Annotated in this window: 20 protein-coding genes; 13 read left to right on the top strand and 7 right to left on the bottom strand. The window is 70.3% G+C overall.

Features of this window, described 5'->3' with window-relative positions:
• Positions 1–58: 58 nt before the first annotated feature.
• Positions 59–265: a hypothetical protein gene (locus tag HCK04_RS00605; protein WP_079313380.1), complete on the top strand. Its 207-nt coding sequence runs from the start codon at positions 59–61 to the stop codon at positions 263–265.
• Positions 266–344: 79 nt separating this feature from the next.
• Here HCK04_RS00605 and HCK04_RS00610 read toward each other — a convergent pair whose 3' ends face one another.
• Complete coding sequence (locus tag HCK04_RS00610) at positions 345–1,343, bottom strand: aldo/keto reductase family protein (RefSeq protein ID WP_142644886.1); 999 nt, start codon at positions 1,341–1,343, stop codon at positions 345–347.
• Positions 1,344–1,406: 63 nt separating this feature from the next.
• Here HCK04_RS00610 and HCK04_RS00615 point away from each other — a divergent pair, with 63 nt between their 5' ends.
• Positions 1,407–2,618: a hypothetical protein gene (locus HCK04_RS00615; RefSeq protein WP_142644887.1), complete on the top strand. Its 1,212-nt coding sequence runs from the start codon at positions 1,407–1,409 to the stop codon at positions 2,616–2,618.
• A gap of 173 nt (positions 2,619–2,791) precedes the next feature.
• Here HCK04_RS00615 and HCK04_RS00620 read toward each other — a convergent pair whose 3' ends face one another.
• Positions 2,792–3,436 carry a DUF3043 domain-containing protein gene (locus tag HCK04_RS00620; RefSeq protein ID WP_142644888.1) on the bottom strand — a complete coding sequence of 215 codons (645 nt, stop codon included), beginning with the start codon at positions 3,434–3,436 and terminating at the stop codon, positions 2,792–2,794.
• 147 nt (positions 3,437–3,583) lie between these two features.
• Between HCK04_RS00620 and HCK04_RS00625 the strand changes: the two genes are divergently transcribed.
• From HCK04_RS00625 to HCK04_RS00645, 5 genes are read left to right on the top strand one after another with little or no spacing between them, the layout of a single operon-like run.
• On the top strand, positions 3,584–4,396 hold the full coding sequence (locus tag HCK04_RS00625) for a PspA/IM30 family protein (protein WP_142644889.1): 813 nt from the start codon (positions 3,584–3,586) through the stop codon (positions 4,394–4,396).
• A complete protein-coding gene (locus HCK04_RS00630) occupies positions 4,393–4,671 on the top strand; it encodes a hypothetical protein (RefSeq protein ID WP_142616785.1) in 279 nt (92 codons plus the stop codon). The genes HCK04_RS00625 and HCK04_RS00630 overlap by 4 nt, the downstream gene beginning before the upstream one ends.
• Positions 4,671–5,561: a zinc metalloprotease HtpX gene (gene htpX / locus HCK04_RS00635; protein ID WP_142644890.1), complete on the top strand. Its 891-nt coding sequence runs from the start codon at positions 4,671–4,673 to the stop codon at positions 5,559–5,561. The genes HCK04_RS00630 and htpX overlap by 1 nt, the downstream gene beginning before the upstream one ends.
• A 13-nt stretch (positions 5,562–5,574) precedes the next feature.
• The gene (locus HCK04_RS00640; RefSeq protein WP_142644891.1) at positions 5,575–6,123 is read left to right on the top strand and encodes a hypothetical protein; all 549 of its coding nucleotides are present in this window, start codon (positions 5,575–5,577) and stop codon (positions 6,121–6,123) included.
• Positions 6,124–6,139: 16 nt separating this feature from the next.
• Positions 6,140–6,922 carry a maleylpyruvate isomerase family mycothiol-dependent enzyme gene (locus HCK04_RS00645; protein ID WP_142644892.1) on the top strand — a complete coding sequence of 261 codons (783 nt, stop codon included), beginning with the start codon at positions 6,140–6,142 and terminating at the stop codon, positions 6,920–6,922.
• A gap of 171 nt (positions 6,923–7,093) precedes the next feature.
• Here HCK04_RS00645 and nadA read toward each other — a convergent pair whose 3' ends face one another.
• Positions 7,094–8,248: a quinolinate synthase NadA gene (gene nadA / locus HCK04_RS00650; protein ID WP_221889844.1), complete on the bottom strand. Its 1,155-nt coding sequence runs from the start codon at positions 8,246–8,248 to the stop codon at positions 7,094–7,096.
• A gap of 195 nt (positions 8,249–8,443) precedes the next feature.
• On the opposite strand from nadA, the gene erpA reads away from it, so the two are divergent.
• Positions 8,444–8,797 carry an iron-sulfur cluster insertion protein ErpA gene (gene erpA, locus HCK04_RS00655; RefSeq protein ID WP_079313357.1) on the top strand — a complete coding sequence of 118 codons (354 nt, stop codon included), beginning with the start codon at positions 8,444–8,446 and terminating at the stop codon, positions 8,795–8,797.
• Positions 8,798–8,977: 180 nt separating this feature from the next.
• Positions 8,978–9,964 carry a carbohydrate kinase family protein gene (locus HCK04_RS00660; RefSeq protein ID WP_142644894.1) on the top strand — a complete coding sequence of 329 codons (987 nt, stop codon included), beginning with the start codon at positions 8,978–8,980 and terminating at the stop codon, positions 9,962–9,964.
• 10 nt (positions 9,965–9,974) lie between these two features.
• Here HCK04_RS00660 and HCK04_RS00665 read toward each other — a convergent pair whose 3' ends face one another.
• Together HCK04_RS00665 and HCK04_RS00670 are read right to left on the bottom strand one after the other, a co-directional pair.
• Positions 9,975–10,289: a sulfurtransferase TusA family protein gene (locus HCK04_RS00665; RefSeq protein ID WP_168065533.1), complete on the bottom strand. Its 315-nt coding sequence runs from the start codon at positions 10,287–10,289 to the stop codon at positions 9,975–9,977.
• Positions 10,289–11,422: a cysteine desulfurase family protein gene (locus tag HCK04_RS00670; protein ID WP_142644895.1), complete on the bottom strand. Its 1,134-nt coding sequence runs from the start codon at positions 11,420–11,422 to the stop codon at positions 10,289–10,291. Before HCK04_RS00670 ends, HCK04_RS00665 begins: the two co-directional genes overlap by 1 nt.
• Before the next feature lie 322 nt (positions 11,423–11,744).
• Between HCK04_RS00670 and coxB the strand changes: the two genes are divergently transcribed.
• From coxB to HCK04_RS00690, 4 genes are all read left to right on the top strand, one after another.
• Positions 11,745–12,440 (top strand): cytochrome c oxidase subunit II, encoded by a 696-nt coding sequence (gene coxB, locus HCK04_RS00675; protein WP_240970787.1) that lies wholly within the window; start codon positions 11,745–11,747, stop codon positions 12,438–12,440.
• Positions 12,437–14,101: a cytochrome c oxidase subunit I gene (gene ctaD / locus HCK04_RS00680; RefSeq protein ID WP_260617001.1), complete on the top strand. Its 1,665-nt coding sequence runs from the start codon at positions 12,437–12,439 to the stop codon at positions 14,099–14,101. Before coxB ends, ctaD begins: the two co-directional genes overlap by 4 nt.
• Complete coding sequence (locus tag HCK04_RS00685; RefSeq protein WP_142644898.1) at positions 14,098–14,493, top strand: cytochrome c oxidase subunit 4; 396 nt, start codon at positions 14,098–14,100, stop codon at positions 14,491–14,493. Before ctaD ends, HCK04_RS00685 begins: the two co-directional genes overlap by 4 nt.
• Positions 14,494–14,627: 134 nt before the next feature.
• Entirely contained in the window at positions 14,628–15,803 is a 1,176-nt protein-coding gene (locus tag HCK04_RS00690; protein ID WP_168065535.1) for an Ig-like domain-containing protein, read from the top strand.
• 2 nt (positions 15,804–15,805) lie between these two features.
• Here HCK04_RS00690 and HCK04_RS00695 read toward each other — a convergent pair whose 3' ends face one another.
• Together HCK04_RS00695 and HCK04_RS00700 are read right to left on the bottom strand one after the other, a co-directional pair.
• Entirely contained in the window at positions 15,806–16,234 is a 429-nt protein-coding gene (locus HCK04_RS00695; protein ID WP_328853988.1) for a hypothetical protein, read from the bottom strand.
• 299 nt (positions 16,235–16,533) lie between these two features.
• Positions 16,534–16,890: a hypothetical protein gene (locus HCK04_RS00700; protein WP_142644900.1), complete on the bottom strand. Its 357-nt coding sequence runs from the start codon at positions 16,888–16,890 to the stop codon at positions 16,534–16,536.
• Between the last annotated feature and the right edge of the window lie 9 nt (positions 16,891–16,899).

Genomic DNA, 16,899 nt, shown 5'->3' on the forward strand with positions numbered 1-16,899 from the left:
CCGGCCCCGGCGTGAAGTCCCGGCGCGGGGCGGCGAGGAACCGAAGGAGCGGGTGCGCATGATTTGGCGGTGGCGTTACGAGGACGCGAACGGCGGCGAGGTCACGGACCGGCCGCTGCCCCGGGAGATCTTCTCCAGCCAGTCGGACGCGGAGTCGTGGCTGGGGGAGAGCTGGCGCGAGCTGCTCGAGGCCGGTGTCGAGCAGGTCACGCTGATGGAGGACGAGCGGGTCGAATACTCGGGTATGTCCCTGCGCGCCGAGTGAGCCCCGCGGGGGCCGGGACCACGACGATCGTGGCCAGGCCCCCGCGGGGCTCACCGATCCGGCATGACCGCGGACGGCGTCAGGGACGCGCCGGCGGGCTGACGGTCTTGGCCGGGTCGCGCTCCACGACCGGGCCGAGCACGTCGTCGATCTTCTTGAGCACCTCGGCGTCGAGCTTCACACCCGCGGCCTTGACGTTGTCGCGCACCTGCTCGGGCTTGGTGGCCCCGATGATGGCCGACGACACGTTGGGGTTCTGCAGCACCCACGCCACGGCGAGCTGGGCCATCGAGAGCCCCAGGTCGGCCGCGATCGGCTTGAGGTCCTGCACCCGGCGCAGCAGCTCGTCGTCCATCAGCCGGCCGATGAAGCCCGAGCCGGACGGGTCGGTGGCGCGGGATCCGGCCGGCGGCGGCTGGCCGGGCAGGTACTTGCCGGTCAGCACGCCCTGGGCGATGGGCGACCAGACGATCTGGCCCAGGCCCTCCTTCTCGCACAGCGGCACGACCTCGGCCTCGATGACCCGCCAGAGCATCGAGTATTGCGGCTGGTTGGACACCAGGCGGTCGAAGCCCATCTCGTCGGCGATCTTCAAGGCGCGGGCGATCTGGTCGGCCGTCCACTCGCTGACGCCGACGTAGAGCACCTTGCCCTGGCGTACGAGGTCGTCGAAGGCCCGCAGGGTCTCCTCGAGCGGCGTCTCGTAGTCGAAGCGGTGCGCCTGGTAGAGGTCGACGTAGTCGGTCTGCAGCCGGCGGAGCGACCCGTTGATCGACTCCATGATGTGCTTGCGGGACAGGCCACGGTCGTTCTTGCCCTCGCCGGTCGGCCAGTAGACCTTGGTGAAGATCTCCAGCGACTCGCGGCGGATGCCCTTCAGCGCCCGGCCGAGGACCTCCTCGGCCCTGGTCCCGGCGTAGACGTCGGCGGTGTCGTAGGTCGTGATGCCCTCGTCCAGAGCCGCGCGGACGCACTCGACGGCGGCGTCCTCCTCCACCTGCGACCCGTGGGTGATCCAGTTGCCGTAGCTGATCTCGCTGACCATGAGGCCGCTGCGGCCAAGATGACGGTATTCCATGGTCCGACCTTAGATCACGACACCGAGTCACTCTTCCGGGTAGTTGGCGGTAGGGTGCCCGGCGTGCGCCGGTTGATCGCTTCTCGCCCCGCGCGGCTGGCTCTGGCCGTCGCGCTGGTCGCCGGTGTCGCCATAGGGTTCGTCGCCGTCCGCCGCCGCCGTATCGCCGTACAGGCCGCTCCTCGCCCGGTCCCGGCCGCGCGGCCGGCCGCCTCGCCGCAGGAGACGGGAGAGCCGGCCGGGCGCGGCTCCGAGCCCGTGCTCGGATGGCCCACGAGCGAGGATCTCGCGAGGTACGACCGGCCGGAGGCCGGCGCGCCGGTCGCGCGTCTCCTCGACGGGCTGGCGCGGCTGCGGGGGCCGCACGGGCGCAGGGCGCGCCGCTGGACGGCCGGGCTCGTCGCGCTCGGCCTGCTCGTGCTCACGTCGCAGGCGCTGGAGAGCGCCGTGTTCGGCACGCGGCCCGGGGCGTCGTCCGGCTCGACCGCGTACGCGGGAGACCCCGCCGGCCCCTGCCTCGCGGACGGTTGCACGATGGCGGGGAACCACGTGCCTTCCGGTGGTGAGACGGTGGGGGAGGGATACGTGGAGGAGCACGCCGAGCCCTGCCTCGCGGACACGTGCGGCCTGGTCGGCAACGTCGTGCCGTCCACCGCTCCCGTGGGCGCGGAGGCCGTGTCACAGGCGCCGTCCCCCGCTCCCAAGTGCGGGGTCCGGAGGGCGTCCGCGACCCCCGTCGTACGGCCGGTCTCCCGGCGCGTGACGACCGCGGTGAACCGGCAGTGGCGCCGGATAGAGAGGTGGCTGAAGGCGCACGCGCCCAGGACGTACGCCTCGCTGAACGGCCCGGCCACCCGGCGGCTGGTGGCGACGGCCGAGGCGCGGATGGGGACGCGCATCCCCGACTCGCTGCGGGCCTCGCTGCTGCGCCACGACGGAGCCCGGGGAACGGCCGGGTTCCGGTTCTCGCCCTCTTACGCACTCTTGGGCGCCCGCGGGCTGGTCTCCTCCTGGCCCGAGGCGTGCCGGATGGGCGGGGGCATCCCCTTCGCCTGCAACTCCGACGACGGCGACTATCTCGTGACGGACTCCGCCACGGGCGGGGTGGGCTCGGCGGACCGGGATGCGCCCCACTTCGAGAACGAGTGGCCGTCGTACTACGCGCTGCTCAAGGCCACGGCGGACGGCCTCGCGGAGGGCGGCCCGGTGGGCGGGTGGACCCCCGTGGTGCGCGGGGGCGTCCTCGACTGGGAGTGGGCCGGACAGCCGCGTTGACCGGGCCGGACACCCAGGCGGCCCGGACGAACAGGGCGGGAAGGGTGAACAACCCGCGTTGGGCAGGCCGGATCACCCGGGCGGCCCAGGCCCGGGCGACCTGGGCACCCCGGGTAAGACAGCCCGAACCCGATGGCCCGAATCCGACTGTGTGGTTCAGGCGGTCGTGCGGGTCACTTCTTCGCGCCGGCCGTGCCGGTCGTGTTCTTGACGGCGACCGGCAGCCCGCCGGGCAGGACGTTCGGCTTCGGGAAGCGCAGGCGGCGCATCTGGGACGAGCGCATCGCGGCGTAGAAGCCCACGCCCTTGAGGTCCTCGCCCGGGAACTTCGCCGCCGCCTCCTTCTTCACCCTCCCGGCCACGTAGAAGGAGCTCGCCAGCACGAGCACCATCACGACCGGCAGGGACAGCGTGTAGAGCAGCATGACGGCCGAACGCACCGGGATCGGGAACGGCACCATCGACAGCAGCATGATGACGAACACGACGGGCAGGAAGTACTGCCCCGGCAGCCGCCGCGAGTCCACCCAGTCGCGCGCGAACTTGCGCACCGGGCCGCGGTCGCGTGCCGGGAGCGCGCGCTCGTCGCCGCGCAGCATGGCCTCGCGCTGCTTGGCGCGCAGCGCCTTGTCGCGCTCGCGTGCCAGGCGGTAGGCCTCCTTGCGGTTGGCCGGAGCGGTCACCGGGGAGCGGCGGCGGCCCTGCGCCTCGCTCCGCTTCGGGGTAGGACGGCCCTTACCCGGGGTGCCGTGGGGCTTAGGATCCTCTACAGGGACGGGGGAGTCCTCCGCAGAGGTCTGAGTGCGACGTCGGAACACGTCGCTCAGCCTACCGGGAGTGCAACTTAGTGACGCCCTCGCGCGTTATGCGTAGGGTGAACCCAGGCGGCAGCGCCGCCTGACAAGGGGTTTGAGACGGCTGGGGTCACCCATGCACAACCTTGGAGAAGGGGACGGCCGACGCGCATGAGCGTGATGAAGAGACTTTCCATGATCTTCAAGTCCAAGGCCAACAAGGCCCTGGACAAGATGGAGGATCCGCGGGAGACGCTGGACTATTCCTATCAGCGCCAGCTTGAGCTGCTGCAGAAGGTCCGCCGGGGCGTGGCCGACGTGGCCACCAGCCGCAAACGGGTGGAGCTGCAGATCAACCAGCTCGAAGGGCAGGCCGCGAAGCTGGAGAACCAGAGCAGGCAGGCCCTGTCGGCCGGGCGTGAGGATCTGGCCCGCGAGGCGCTGACCCGCCGCAACGGTCTCAACGCCCAGATCGCCGACCTGCGCATCCAGTACAGCAACCTCCAGGGCGAGGAGGAGAAGCTCACCCTCGCCAGCCAGCGGCTCCAGGCCAAGGTCGACTCCTTCCGCACGAAGAAGGAGACCATCAAGGCCACCTACACGGCGGCCGAGGCCCAGACGCGGATCAACGAGGCGTTCTCCGGCATCTCGGAGGAGATGGGCGACGTCGGTCTGGCCATCCAGCGGGCCGAGGACAAGACCGCGCAGATGCAGGCGCGCGCGGGCGCGATCGACGAGCTGCTCGCCAGCGGCGCTCTCGACGACTTCACCGGGCAGCGCGACGACATCCAGGCGGAGCTCGACCGCATGGGCGCCGGTTCGGACATCGAGCTGGAGCTCGCCAGGATGAAGGCCGAGCTCGGCCAGGGCCCGGCGCCCAGGAGCGCGATCGAGCAGGGGCAGCCGGGCCAGCAGGGCCAGGCCGCCCCGTCCACCCAGCAGCAGCACACGCAGCAGCTGCGCCAGCCGGGGGAGGGACTGTGATCGTCAGAATCATGGGCGAGGGACAGGTCGAGATCGGCGCCGCCGACATCGACGTCCTCAACGAGCTCGACAGCGAGCTGGAAGCCGCGATCGAGTCGGGCGACGAGACCGAGTTCCGCACCAAGCTGCACGCGCTCCTCGACAAGGTGCGGCATGTCGGCAAGGCCCTGCCGGACGACTCGCTGGAGCCGTCCGAGCTGATCCTGCCGCCGGCCGACGCCTCGATCGAGGAAGTGCGGGAGATGCTCGGGGACACCGGGCTCATCCCTGGCTGATGGCCTCCACGCGCTTCGCCCCAGATCGCGGCCTCACCGTCCGGATGACCGTGACGATGTTCCTGCTCGGCCTGCTCTACGTCGCGTTCGTGGCCGTCCTGGTCGCGGTGGGCGTACGTGCGGTCACCGTGCTCGTGATCGCCGGGGGCCTCCTGCTGGCGCAGTACTTCCTGTCCGACAAGATCGCGCTGTTCGCGATGCACGGGCGGGAGGTCTCCCCGCAGGAGGCTCCCGAGTTGCACGGCATCATCGACCGGCTGAGCGCGATGGCGGGGATGCCGAAGCCCCGCGTGGCGATCGCCGACTCGGATCTCCCCAACGCGTTCGCCACCGGACGCAACCAGAAGAACTCGGTGGTCTGCGTGACCACCGGCATCCTGCGCAGGCTCGACACGCGGGAGCTCGAAGGCGTGCTGGCCCACGAGATGTCGCACGTGGCCCACCGCGACGTGGCGGTGATGACGATCGCCTCGTTCCTGGGGGTCGTGGCCGGTCTGATGACGCGCTTCGCGCTCTACACCGGTCTGGGCGGCCGGCGGAACGACAACGGGCCCCCGATCGGGCTGATCATCTTCGCGGTCTCGGGCCTGGTCTACGCCGTCAGCTTCCTGCTGACGCGGGCGCTGTCGCGTTACCGCGAGCTGGCCGCCGACCGCGCGGGCGCGCTGCTGACGCAGCAGCCGAGCGCCCTGGCCAGCGCTTTGGTCAAGATCAGCGGCGAGATCGGCAGGATCCCGACCAGGGACCTGCGCGAGGCGCAGCCGTTCAACGCCTTCTTCTTCGCGCCCGCCGTTTCCGGCCAGAGCATCGCCTCGCTGCTGTCGACCCACCCCCCGCTGGAGCGCCGGCTGGACCAGCTCGCCAGGATCGCCGCCGCGCTGGGCCGCTGATGAGGGGACGCTGATGGGCTGGTTCGACTCGCTGCTCGGCCGCTCCAAGCCCGCCAGGCCCGACCTGGACGCACTGTTCGCCCTGCCGTCGGCCGCCGTGACGCTGCAGGCCGCCACCGGCTTCGCCCCCGCGGGCACCGGGTCGGTGTGCTTCCGCGCCGCCGAGGGCGGCGCCTTCGCCCGGCTCGAACAGGACATCGAGGCCCTGATGGGCAGGGTCGAGGTCTCCCGGGACTCCTACGGCTACACCTGGCTGCAGGTGCGCAACCCCGACGTGGCCGGGCTCGTGACCGACCTGCATGCCGCCAACTCGTCCCTGGAGTCGGCCGGGTTCGGCCCTTCGCTGCTGTGCTCGCTCGTCACCTTCGCCGACCCCTCCCACCGGAAGCTGGCGATCGTGTATCTCTACAAGCGCGGCACGTTCTACCCCTTCGCCCCCATGGGCGAACCGCGCCGCGACAACGCGCTGGAACTGCAGGTGCGCGGCGTCCTGGACCGCGAGCTCCCGATCGAACCCGAACTCGCGAGCTGGTTTCCCGTCTGGGGCGCCCCGGGCCTCTGACTCCTTGGGAGCCCCCATGACCGAGTGGACCCACCTGCGGCACACCGAGGCCGCCGCCGCGGAGATCGGCCGGATGGCCGAGGCCGTACGGGGACGGGACGGGACGACACCCGTGCCGACCTGCCCGGGATGGGACCTCAGAGAGCTGGTCGAGCACACGGGGGCCATCCACCGGTGGGCCGCCGCGATGGTGCGCGACGCCGCCGTCCGCCGGTACGACCGCGCGGCGATGGACCACGGCTTCCCCGAGGACTTCGCCGGCCACGCCGACTGGCTGGAGGCGGGAGCCGTACGGCTCACCGAGGCGCTGAAGAGCCGCGACCCGGAGACCGAGGTGTGGAACTGGACGCCGAACCGCACCGCCCGGTTCTGGTCGCGCCGCCAGCTCCACGAGACCGTCGTCCACCGCGCCGACGCCGAGATCGCCCTCGGGATCACCCCGGAGGTGGACGAGGACGTCGCGGCCGACGGGGTCGCGGAGTTCTTCGACACGCTTCCGCACGCCCGGTGGCGCTCCCATATCGCCGAGCTGAAGGGCGACGGTGAGACGATCTCCTGGCGGGCGGAGACGGGCGGGGCCTGGCTCGTACGGCTCATGCCCCAGGGGTTCGCGTACGAGCGGCTCGGCGTGCCGGATGCGGTCACCGCGGATGTCACCGCGAATGTCAGCGCGAATGTCACCGTGCGCGCGGAGACGACCGGCGACCTGATGCTGACCTTGTGGGGACGGCGCGAGCCCGGCGCGGTCGAGGGCGACACGGCCCTGCTGGACTGGTGGCGCGAGCGCGCCAAGATCTGAGGCCGGGATCCGCACGGACCGGATCCGCGGCAGGGGCCGTGGAACGCCGGGACAACCCCCCGACACCCCGGACACCCCGGATGTCCCGGACAACATGGAGAAGCGCGAAAACGCAGGGCGCCCCCGGGAGATCCGGGGGCGCCCTGCGTCACGGGGCCGCTGTTACGACGGTTACGGCAGGGCCAGCATGCGGTCGAGGGCGACCTTGGCCCAGTGGGTGGTGTCCTCGTCGACGGTGATCTGGTTGACCACCTCGCCGTCGGCCAGCGACTCCAGCGCCCAGACCAGGTGCGGCAGGTCGATGCGGTTCATGGTGGAGCAATAGCACACGGTCCGGTCGAGGAACGTGATGGTCTTGTCGGGGAACCGGTTCGCCAGCCGGCGCACCAGGTTCAGCTCCGTGCCGACGGCCCACGAGGACCCGGCCGGGGCCTCCTCCAGCTTGCGGATGATGTATTCGGTCGAACCGACGTAGTCGGCCTTGGTCACGACCTCGTGGCGGCACTCGGGGTGCACGAGCACGTTCACCCCGGGGATGCGCTCGCGCACCTCGTCCACGCATGCGGCGGAGAAGCGCCCGTGGACCGAGCAGTGGCCCTTCCACAGGATCATCTTCGCGTTCTCCAGCTGCTCCCGGGTGAGGCCGCCGTTCGGGCGGTGCGGGTTGTAGACCACGCAGTCGTCCAGCGACAGCCCCATCTCCAGCACGGCCGTGTTGCGGCCCAGGTGCTGGTCGGGCAGGAACAGCACCTTCTCGCCCTGCTCGAAGGCCCAGTCGAGGGCTCGCCTGGCGTTCGAGGAGGTGCACACGGCGCCGCCGTGCCGTCCGCAGAACGCCTTGATGTCGGCGCTGGAGTTCATGTACGTGATCGGCACCACCTGGTCGGCGATGCCGGCGTCCTCCAGGGCGTCCCAGCAGTCCTCGACCTGGGTGAAGGTCGCCATGTCGGCCATCGAGCAGCCGGCGGCCAGGTCGGGGAGCACCACCTTCTGGGTGTCACTGGTCAGGATGTCGGCCGACTCGGCCATGAAGTGGACACCGCAGAACACGATGTACTCCGCCTCGGGGCGGGCGGCGGCCTCGCGGGCGAGCTTGAACGAGTCGCCGGTCACGTCGGCGAACTGGATGACCTCGTCACGCTGGTAGTGGTGACCGAGCACGAACAACCGGTCGCCGAGCCGTTCCTTGGCGACGCGGGCGCGCTCCACGAGGGTCGGATCGGACGCTGGAGGCAGCTCGCCCGGGCAGTCGACGCCGCGTTCGCTGTGCGGGTCGGTGCCCCGGCCGAGGATGAAGAGCGGAAGGCCGGTCTCGGTGATCGTCACGACCACACCCCCTCGGGGACTTATCGTCTAACTGACGACTAATCATTACACATCACGTCGCCTGGTTCGTCGCGCGGTCGCCTGTGGGGCATCTGGAATGTGTAGGGCTGCACGGGTGTTGGTAGCGTCTAGTAGGACGTCAGAACCAATCGAACCGCCCCGAAGGGCGGTTGGCGCAGACGCGGGAGTCAGCACATGACGGTTGAGAGCAGCGAGACCACGCAGCAGGGCCTGATCCTGACTGACGCGGCCGCGGCCAAGGTCAAGAGCCTGCTCGAGCAGCAGGGCGAGGAAGGGCTGCAGCTCCGGGTGGCCGTCCAGCCGGGTGGCTGTTCCGGCCTGCGTTACCAGCTCTTCTTCGACGACCGGTCGATGGACGGCGACGTGGTCTCCACCTTCGGCGGCGTGAACGTCGTCACCGACCGGATGAGCGCGCCGTACCTCATCGGGGCCACGGTCGACTTCGTCGACACGATCGAGAAGCAGGGCTTCACGATCGACAACCCCAACGCGACGGGGTCGTGCGCCTGCGGCGACTCGTTCAACTGACAGCGAGCGCGTGCCCGGCGCGCGCCGGGTCGCGCCGCGCTCAAGGGTGGGTCGAACGCCCCGTACGGATCGCTTCCGTACGGGGCGTCGTCATGCCGGAGACGGTACGCTCAGAAGGTTCGGCGGGATCAACGTCCCCGCCCTTGTCTCCCTGATGCTGACAACGAGGAGAATGACCCCGTGCGCATCGCCGTCACCGGCTCAATCGCCACCGACCATCTGATGACGTTCCCCGGCCGCTTCGGCGACCAGCTCATCGCCGAGCAGCTCGACCGGGTGTCGTTGTCGTTCCTCGTCGACGAACTGCAGATCCGCCGTGGCGGATGCGCGGCCAACATCGCGTTCGGCATGGGCTGCCTCGGGCTCACCCCGGTCCTCGTCGGCGCCGTGGGCACCGACTTCGCCGACTACCGCTCCTGGCTGGAGCGCCACGGCGTCGACTGCGAATCGGTGCACGTCTCCGAGCTGCACCACACGGCGCGCTTCCTGTGCACCACCGACGAGGACCACAACCAGATCGCCTCGTTCTACACCGGCGCGATGGCCGAGGCGCGGGAGATCGAGCTGGGCCCGATCGCCGACCGTCTCGGCGGGCTCGACCTCGTCCTGATCAGCCCCAACGACCCGGCGGCGATGCTGCGGCACACCGACGAGGCGCGGCAGCGGGGCATCCCGTTCGCCGCCGACCCGTCGCAGCAGCTCGCCCGCATGCCGGGCGAGGAGATCCGCCAGCTCGTGGAGGGCGCGGCGTACCTGTTCAGCAACGACTACGAGCTCGGGCTGATCGAGCAGAAGACCGGCTGGTCGGGCGAGGAGATCCTCGACCGGGTCGGCGTCCGGGTGACCACCCTCGGGCCGAAGGGCGCCAGGATCGACCGGAAGGGCGAGCCGTCGCTGCACATCTCGCCGGCTCCCGAGCTGGGCAAGGCCGACCCGACCGGCGTCGGCGACGCCTTCCGCGCCGGGTTCCTCGCGGGCCTCGCCTGGGGGCTGTCGCTGGAGCGCTGCGGCCAGATCGGCAACCTCACCGCCACCCACGTGCTGGAGCAGGTCGGCTGCCAGGAGTACGAGCTGAGCCAGCGCGTCTTCCTGGAGCGCTTCGCCGCGGCGTACGGCGCCGACGCGGCCGGAGAGGTGGGGCAGCACGCCCGCTGCCACTACGCCTGACGGCGGGCGCTCAGTAGTTGCGGCGCACGTGGATGGACCAGCCGCCCTGCGGCAGCTCGTAGCTCCCCACGTGCTCGTGTGACTTCAACCGGCACCAGGCCGGGACGTCGGTGAACGCGGCGGGGTCGTCGGCCAGCACGGCGACCACGCCGCCCGTCGCCACCTGGTTGATGCGCTCGGCCAGCATGATGATCGGGATCGGGCACTTGCGGCCCAGCGCGTCGATCGTCAGCGCGGGCGGCTCCGCCGGCTGGACCGGCGGGGCGGGCTCGGCCGCAGCCGCCTCAGGAGACCGCCGGGCGCCGCCCGTCCGTCTGCGCCACATCAGTGCACCCCCAAGCTCGACCGGATCCGCCGCACGATGTCCGGAAGCACCGCGAGGAAACGATCGACGTCGTCCTCGGACGCGCCACGGGGCAGCGATACCCGCACATTCCCATGCGTAAGCACGCCCATCGCCTCCAGAACATGCGATGGACGAAGCGTACTCGCCGTGCAGGAGCTCCCGGACGAGACGGCGAAACCGGCCTTGTCGAGCTCGGTGAGCAGCGCCTCGCCCTCGACGTACAGGCAGGAGAAGGTGACGATGTGCGGCAGCCGCAGGACGGGGTCGCCGACGACCTCCACGTCGGGCACCAGCCGGGGCACCTCGGCGCGGATCCTGTCGACCAGGGCGGACAGCCGTCGGCCCTCGGCCTCCGCCTCCTCGGCCCGGGCGCGCAGCGCCGCGGCGGCGGCCACGATCGCGGGCACGTTCTCGAACCCGGGCACGCGCCGCCGTTCGCGTTCGTCCTCGGGCAAGGGCGAGCGCCAGCGCACGCCCTTGCGCACCGCCAGCACGCCCACCCCGGCCGGGCCGCCCCACTTGTGCGCGCTCGCGGTCAGGACCGACCAGCCCTCCGGGACCGGCAGGCGGCCCGCCGACTGCGCGGCGTCGACCAGCAGCGGCACGCCCGCCTCCCGGCAGGCCCGCGCCGCCTCCTCGACCGGCTGGAGGGTGCCCACCTCGTGGTTGGCCGTCTGCAGGCACGCCAGGGCCGTGCCGGGCCGCGCGACGGCCTCGGCGAACGCGTCCGCGTCCACCCGGCCCGTACGGCTCACGCCGACGATCTCCACCTCGCCGCCGTCGCGCTCGTGGAGGGCGCCCGCGTGCAGGACGCTGGAGTGCTCGACGGCGCCCGCCACGAGGCGGTTCCCGGCCCGGCGGCGGCCGGCCAGCGTGCCGAGCACGCCCAGGTGCACCGCCTGCGTCCCCGAGGCGGTGAACGACACCTCGTCGGGCCGGGCGCCGATCAGTTCGGCTACCTCTGCCCGCGCGCGCTCCAGTAACATCTGGGCCCGGCGTGCCGTGCCGTACAGGCGGGCGGGATCGGCCCAACCGGCGTCGATCGCCGCCAGCAGGGCGTCACGGGCCGCGGGATGGAGAGGTTCGGTCGAAGCCGCGTCCAGGTAGGCCACAGTTAGGACATTAACGGGGGCTGCTCAGAGGGGCGGCGCCGGTCCGCGCTAATGTGTCCCCCAGCGTGAACTCAACCAAGTAAAGGGCAGACCGGCCGCAAGGTTGGCGCAGGTCTCACCCAATGGTCAATTGGAAAAATCGCCCAGGAGAGGAACTCTTGGGCTTCATCTGTGGGGTAGGCGATCCGTGAGTCCGACCCGCCGTACGACACGGCGACCGTGGGCACGCCGCCGGTTGCCCGGAGCCGCCGCCCTGGCGCTGCTGGTGGCGTCCGGGACGGCGTGTAGCAACCAGGCGATCGATCAGTGGTCCCGTGGGGGCATGCCGGAAGGTGTCACCAAGCAGGCCGGCATCGTCCAGACGCTCTGGAACGGGAGCTGGATCGCGGCTCTCGCCACCGGTGTGGTCGTCTGGGGACTGATCCTGTGGGCGTGCATCTTCCATCGCAAGAAGAAGAACAGCCCCGATCAGCTGCCTCCGCAGGTGCGCTACAACCTGCCGATCGAGATCCTCTACACGGTGGTCCCGGTCATCATGGTCGCGGTCTTCTTCTACTTCACGGCACGTGACGAGACCGAGATCACGCGGATCAGCAACGACGCCCCGGTCAAGGTGGCCGTCGAGGGCTACCAGTGGAGCTGGCGCTTCACGACCGAATACCAGGGCCAGAAGGCCGTGGTCGCGGGCGTGCCGGTCGACCTCAGCAAGCAGAGCCCGGAGAACCCGCAGGGTCCGCAGCTCGTGCTGCCGGTCAACACCCAGGTCCAGTTCGACCTGCACTCGCCCGACGTCATCCACTCGTTCTGGGTGCCGGCGTTCCTGTTCAAGCAGGACGTCTTCCCGGGCAACGTGCACAACAAGTTCCAGATCACGACGCTCGACAAGACGGGCGTCTTCGTCGGCCGATGCGCCGAGCTCTGCGGCACCGACCACAGCAGGATGCTGTTCTCCGTGAAGCTCGTCCCGCAGGCCGAGTTCGACCAGTACATCAAGAGCCAGGCGGGGAGTGCGCAGTGACCGCCATCCAGCAACCGGTCGGCCTCGCCGCGCGGCCGTACCGCAAGGGCACGGTCATCGCCAAGTGGCTGTCCTCGACCGACCACAAGGTGATCGGGCACCTCTACCTGATCACGTCGTTCGTGTTCTTCCTCATCGGCGGCCTCATGGCGCTGGTGATGCGGGCCGAGCTCGCGCAGCCGGGGCTGCAGTTCGTGTCCAACGAGCAGTTCAACCAGCTGTTCACGATGCACGGCACGATCATGCTGCTCATGTTCGCGACGCCGCTGTTCGCCGGCTTCGCCAACGAGCTGATGCCGCTGCAGATCGGCGCGCCCGACGTGGCGTTCCCCCGGCTGAACATGGTGAGCTACTGGCTCTACCTGTTCGGCAGTCTGATCGCCGTCGGCGGCTTCTTCACCCCGAACGGGTCCGCGTCGTTCGGCTGGACCGCGTACGCGCCGCTGTCGAACGCGGTGACCTCGCCGGGCCTCGGCAGCGACATGTGGGTGCTGGGCCTGGCGATGTCCGGTCTGGGCACGATCCTCGGCGCGGTGAACTTCATCACCACGATCCTGACCATGCGGGCCCCCGGCATGACGATGTTCCGGATGCCGATCTTCACCTGGAACATCCTGCTGACCAGCATCCTGGTGCTGCTGGCCTTCCCGGTCCTGGCGGCCGCGCTGCTCGCTCTCGAGGCCGACCGCAAGCTGGGCGCGCACATCTTCGACTCGCCCACGGGCGGGGCGATGCTGTGGCAGCACCTGTTCTGGTTCTTCGGTCACCCCGAGGTCTACATCATCGCGCTGCCGTTCTTCGGCATCATCACCGAGATCCTCCCGGTCTTCAGCCGCAAGCCGATCTTCGGCTACATCGGCCTGGTCGGCGCGACCATCGCCATCGCGGGCCTGTCGGTCACCGTGTGGGCGCACCACATGTTCGTGACCGGGCAGGTGCTGCTGCCGTTCTTCTCGTTCATGACGTTCCTCATCGCCGTGCCGACCGGTGTGAAGTTCTTCAACTGGATCGGCACCATGTGGCGGGGACACCTGTCGTTCGAGGCGCCGATGCTGTTCGCGGTCGGCTTCCTGGTGACCTTCCTGTTCGGCGGTCTGACCGGCGTCATCCTGGCGTCGCCCCCGCTGGACTTCCACATCAGCGACACCTACTTCGTCGTGGCCCACTTCCACTACGTGGTCTTCGGCACCGTGGTGTTCGCGATGTTCGCGGGCTTCTACTTCTGGTGGCCCAAGTTCACCGGCAAGATGCTGAGCGACAAGATCGGCAAGCTCCACTTCTGGCTGCTGTTCTTCGGCTTCCACCTGACCTTCCTGGTGCAGCACTGGCTGGGCGTCATCGGTTTCCCCCGGCGCTACGCCGACTACTCGGCGACCGACGGCTTCACCGACCTGAACATGGTCTCCTCGGCCGGCGCGCTCCTGCTCGGCCTGTCCACCCTGCCGTTCTTCTACAACGTGTGGGTGACGTGGCGTAAGGCGCCCAAGGTCACGGTGGACGACCCGTGGGGCTTCGGCGGCTCGCTCGAATGGGCGACCTCCTGCCCGCCGCCGCGGCACAACTTCACGTCGCTGCCTCGGATCCGGTCCGAGCGCCCGGCGTTCGACCTCAAGTACCCGCACATCACCGCCAAGCCTGAGCTGGTGGAGGAGTCCCGATGAAGATCCAGGGGTGGATGTTCCTGCTCTGCGGCGTCTTCTTCGCCGCCGCGGACGTGGTCTACTGGTTCTGGTCCAAGGAGCCGACCGGCACCACCGCCATGGCGATCTCCGTCGGCCTGGCTCTCATGATCGGCTACTACCTGCTGTTCACGGCGCGCCGCATCGGCGACCAGCCGGAGGACAACAAGGAGGCCGAGATCAGCGACGGCGCGGGCGAGATCGGCTTCTACAGCCCGCACAGCTGGTGGCCGTTGTTCGTCTGCCTGTCGGCCGCGCTGACGTTCTTCGGCTTCGCGGTCGGCTGGTGGCTGTTCTTCATCGGCCTGTTCTGCACCGTCATGAGCATGATCGGATTCGTGTTCCAGTACTACCGGGGCAACTTCTCGCACTGAGCGGGTGGAGGGCCTCTGACGGCCGGTCGGCGATCTCGCCGGCCGGCCGTCGTGTTCTTTGCCGCCATGCGGTCCCCGGACTGCCCGAACGGTACGTCATCAGGGAATAACCCCCGGAAAGCGACGCTAGGGGGATGGACGTGCGTGCTGGGGCGGGGGCGCTGGCCCTTCTCGTGATGGTTGCCGGATGTTCCACGTCGAGCGGACGGGATGAAGACCAAGGCCCACGGACGGCGATCAGCATCAGCCCGCTCGACGGCGCCGCGGGCCTGCCGCCCGAGCTGCCGATCCTCATCGGTGCGGCGAGCGGCACGCTCACCCACGTGGCCGTACAGGCCGGGGGAAAGCCCGTCGCGGGCGTGTTCAGCCCCGACCGCACCCAGTGGCGCAGCGAGCGCTCCATGGCCCCGGGGACGTCCTACAGCGTCGAGGCGACGGCGGCGGGGCCCGGCGGCTCGACGACCAGGACCGTCCGCTTCACCACGAAGCAGGCCGCCAAGATCTTCGGCATCTCCACCCTGCTGCCCAACAAGGAGGACACCGGCCTGAAGGTCGGCGTCGGCATGCCGATCATCATCACCTTCGACAAGCCGGTCACCGACCGCGTGTCCGTCGAGCGCAACCTGATTGTGCAGGCGTCCAAGCCCATCGAGGGCGCCTGGCACTGGCTCGACGACAAGAACGTGGTCTTCCGCCCGGAGAAATACTGGCCGACGTACACGAAGGTCCGCGTCACCGCGCGCCTGGCCGGCGTCAGGGGCGGCGAGGGCATGTACGGCAAGCAGGACTACGTCAGGAACTTCGAGATCGGCCGCTCGCAGATCAGCGTCGCCAACACCCAGACGCACCACATGAAGATCGAGCGGGACGGCAAGCAGATCAAGAACATGCCGATCAGCGCGGGCATGGGCGACGTGCTCCGCCACCACACCACCAGCGGCATCCACGTGGCGATGTCCAGGGAGGACGTCACGGTCATGACGTCGCCGGACGCGGGCCCCGGGCAGGCCGGCTACTACCAGACGACGGTGTACAACAGCGTCCGCATCTCCAACACCGGCGAGTACGTCCACGGCGCTCCGTGGTCCGTGGGCGACCAGGGCAACTCCAACGTCAGCCACGGCTGCGTGAACGTCAGCCCGGAGAACGCCAAGTGGTTCAAGAACAACACCCTGATCGGCGACCCGATCATCGTCACCGGGACGCCGCGCAGGCTGGAGGCCACCAACGGCTGGAGCTACTGGCAGGACTCCTGGCCGCAGTGGCTCAAGCGGAGCAGCCTGCGTGCCGCTCCCTCCGAGAGCCTGTGAGCTCACCGCCGTACGGGCGGCCCGTCTCGGATAACGGCGGTGGCGGCGGCCCCGCCCAGCAGCAGCGCCCACCCTGTCAGGCGGCCGTCCAGCCGCCCGCGCGCCCACAGGATGCCCAGACAGTACGGCACCAGCCAGCCGGTCGCCACGTTGGTCCAGCCCACTCCGTGCGTCCAGGACGGCCCGTCCAGGCCGAACCTGACGAGGTCGGCCAGGGCGACGGCCGCGAGCGGCCACACCGGGTGCAGCCGGGCGGCGAGCGGGGTCGCCGCCGTCAGCGCGGCGAAGACCAGCAGGAACCACATCGGCGACCACACCAGCTTGACCAGCGCGTGGACGGTGCCCGGATCGGCCCCCCACGCGAGCATCGCGACCGCCGCCGCGCTCCACACGCCCACCAGGGGCACCGCAGGGCGGAACAGCCGGCCCATCCGGGCGGCGGCCCACCGGCCCGTGGCCCTCGCCCCTGGCCCGCGCGCGGCCGTGGCTCTCGACGGCCACCCGCCCGCCCACGAAGAAGAACACGGCCATGGTCTGGAACAGCCAGGAAGCGGGCGCGAGCCGCGGCATGTACTTCAACGGGCTGGTGACGCGCAGCATGCCGCTGTCGGCGACGGGGGCGGTCACCAGCCAGTGGCCCGCCACCACACCGGCGATGGCGACGGCGCGCAGCGCGTCGACGGCCCGGTCGCGCCCGCCGGGTGTCGCCGCCTCGACGCGCTGGACGAGGTCACGGAGCATGGCTCACCCCGGTGGGAGCATGCCCCGGCAGGATCCGGGCGATGCTCGCCAGAGCGGGCGATCCGTCGTCCAGATAGTCGCTGTGACCACCGTCGCCCGCGGCGAAGATCCGGGCGCCGAACCCGGGGGCCATGGGGTCCGCGCCGAGCCCGATCGTGCCGAAGGGCAGGCGCACGGGATCGAGGCCACCCGGCTGATCACCGAGGGCTGCGGCGCGCAGGTCCTCGTCCTGACCGTGATCGGCGAAACGCGGAAACACCGAGCGAGCCGGAGGGGGCGCGCCGGAGTCTGGAGTGAGGAGCGCGCGGGAGCGGAGCGACCAGAGCGTGACGAGGGTTGTGTTCATCGCGCGTCT

Origin of the sequence: Microbispora sp. CL1-1, assembly GCF_012034195.1 — a bacterium.
In the GTDB taxonomy this organism is placed as follows: Bacteria; Actinomycetota; Actinomycetes; order Streptosporangiales; family Streptosporangiaceae; genus Microbispora.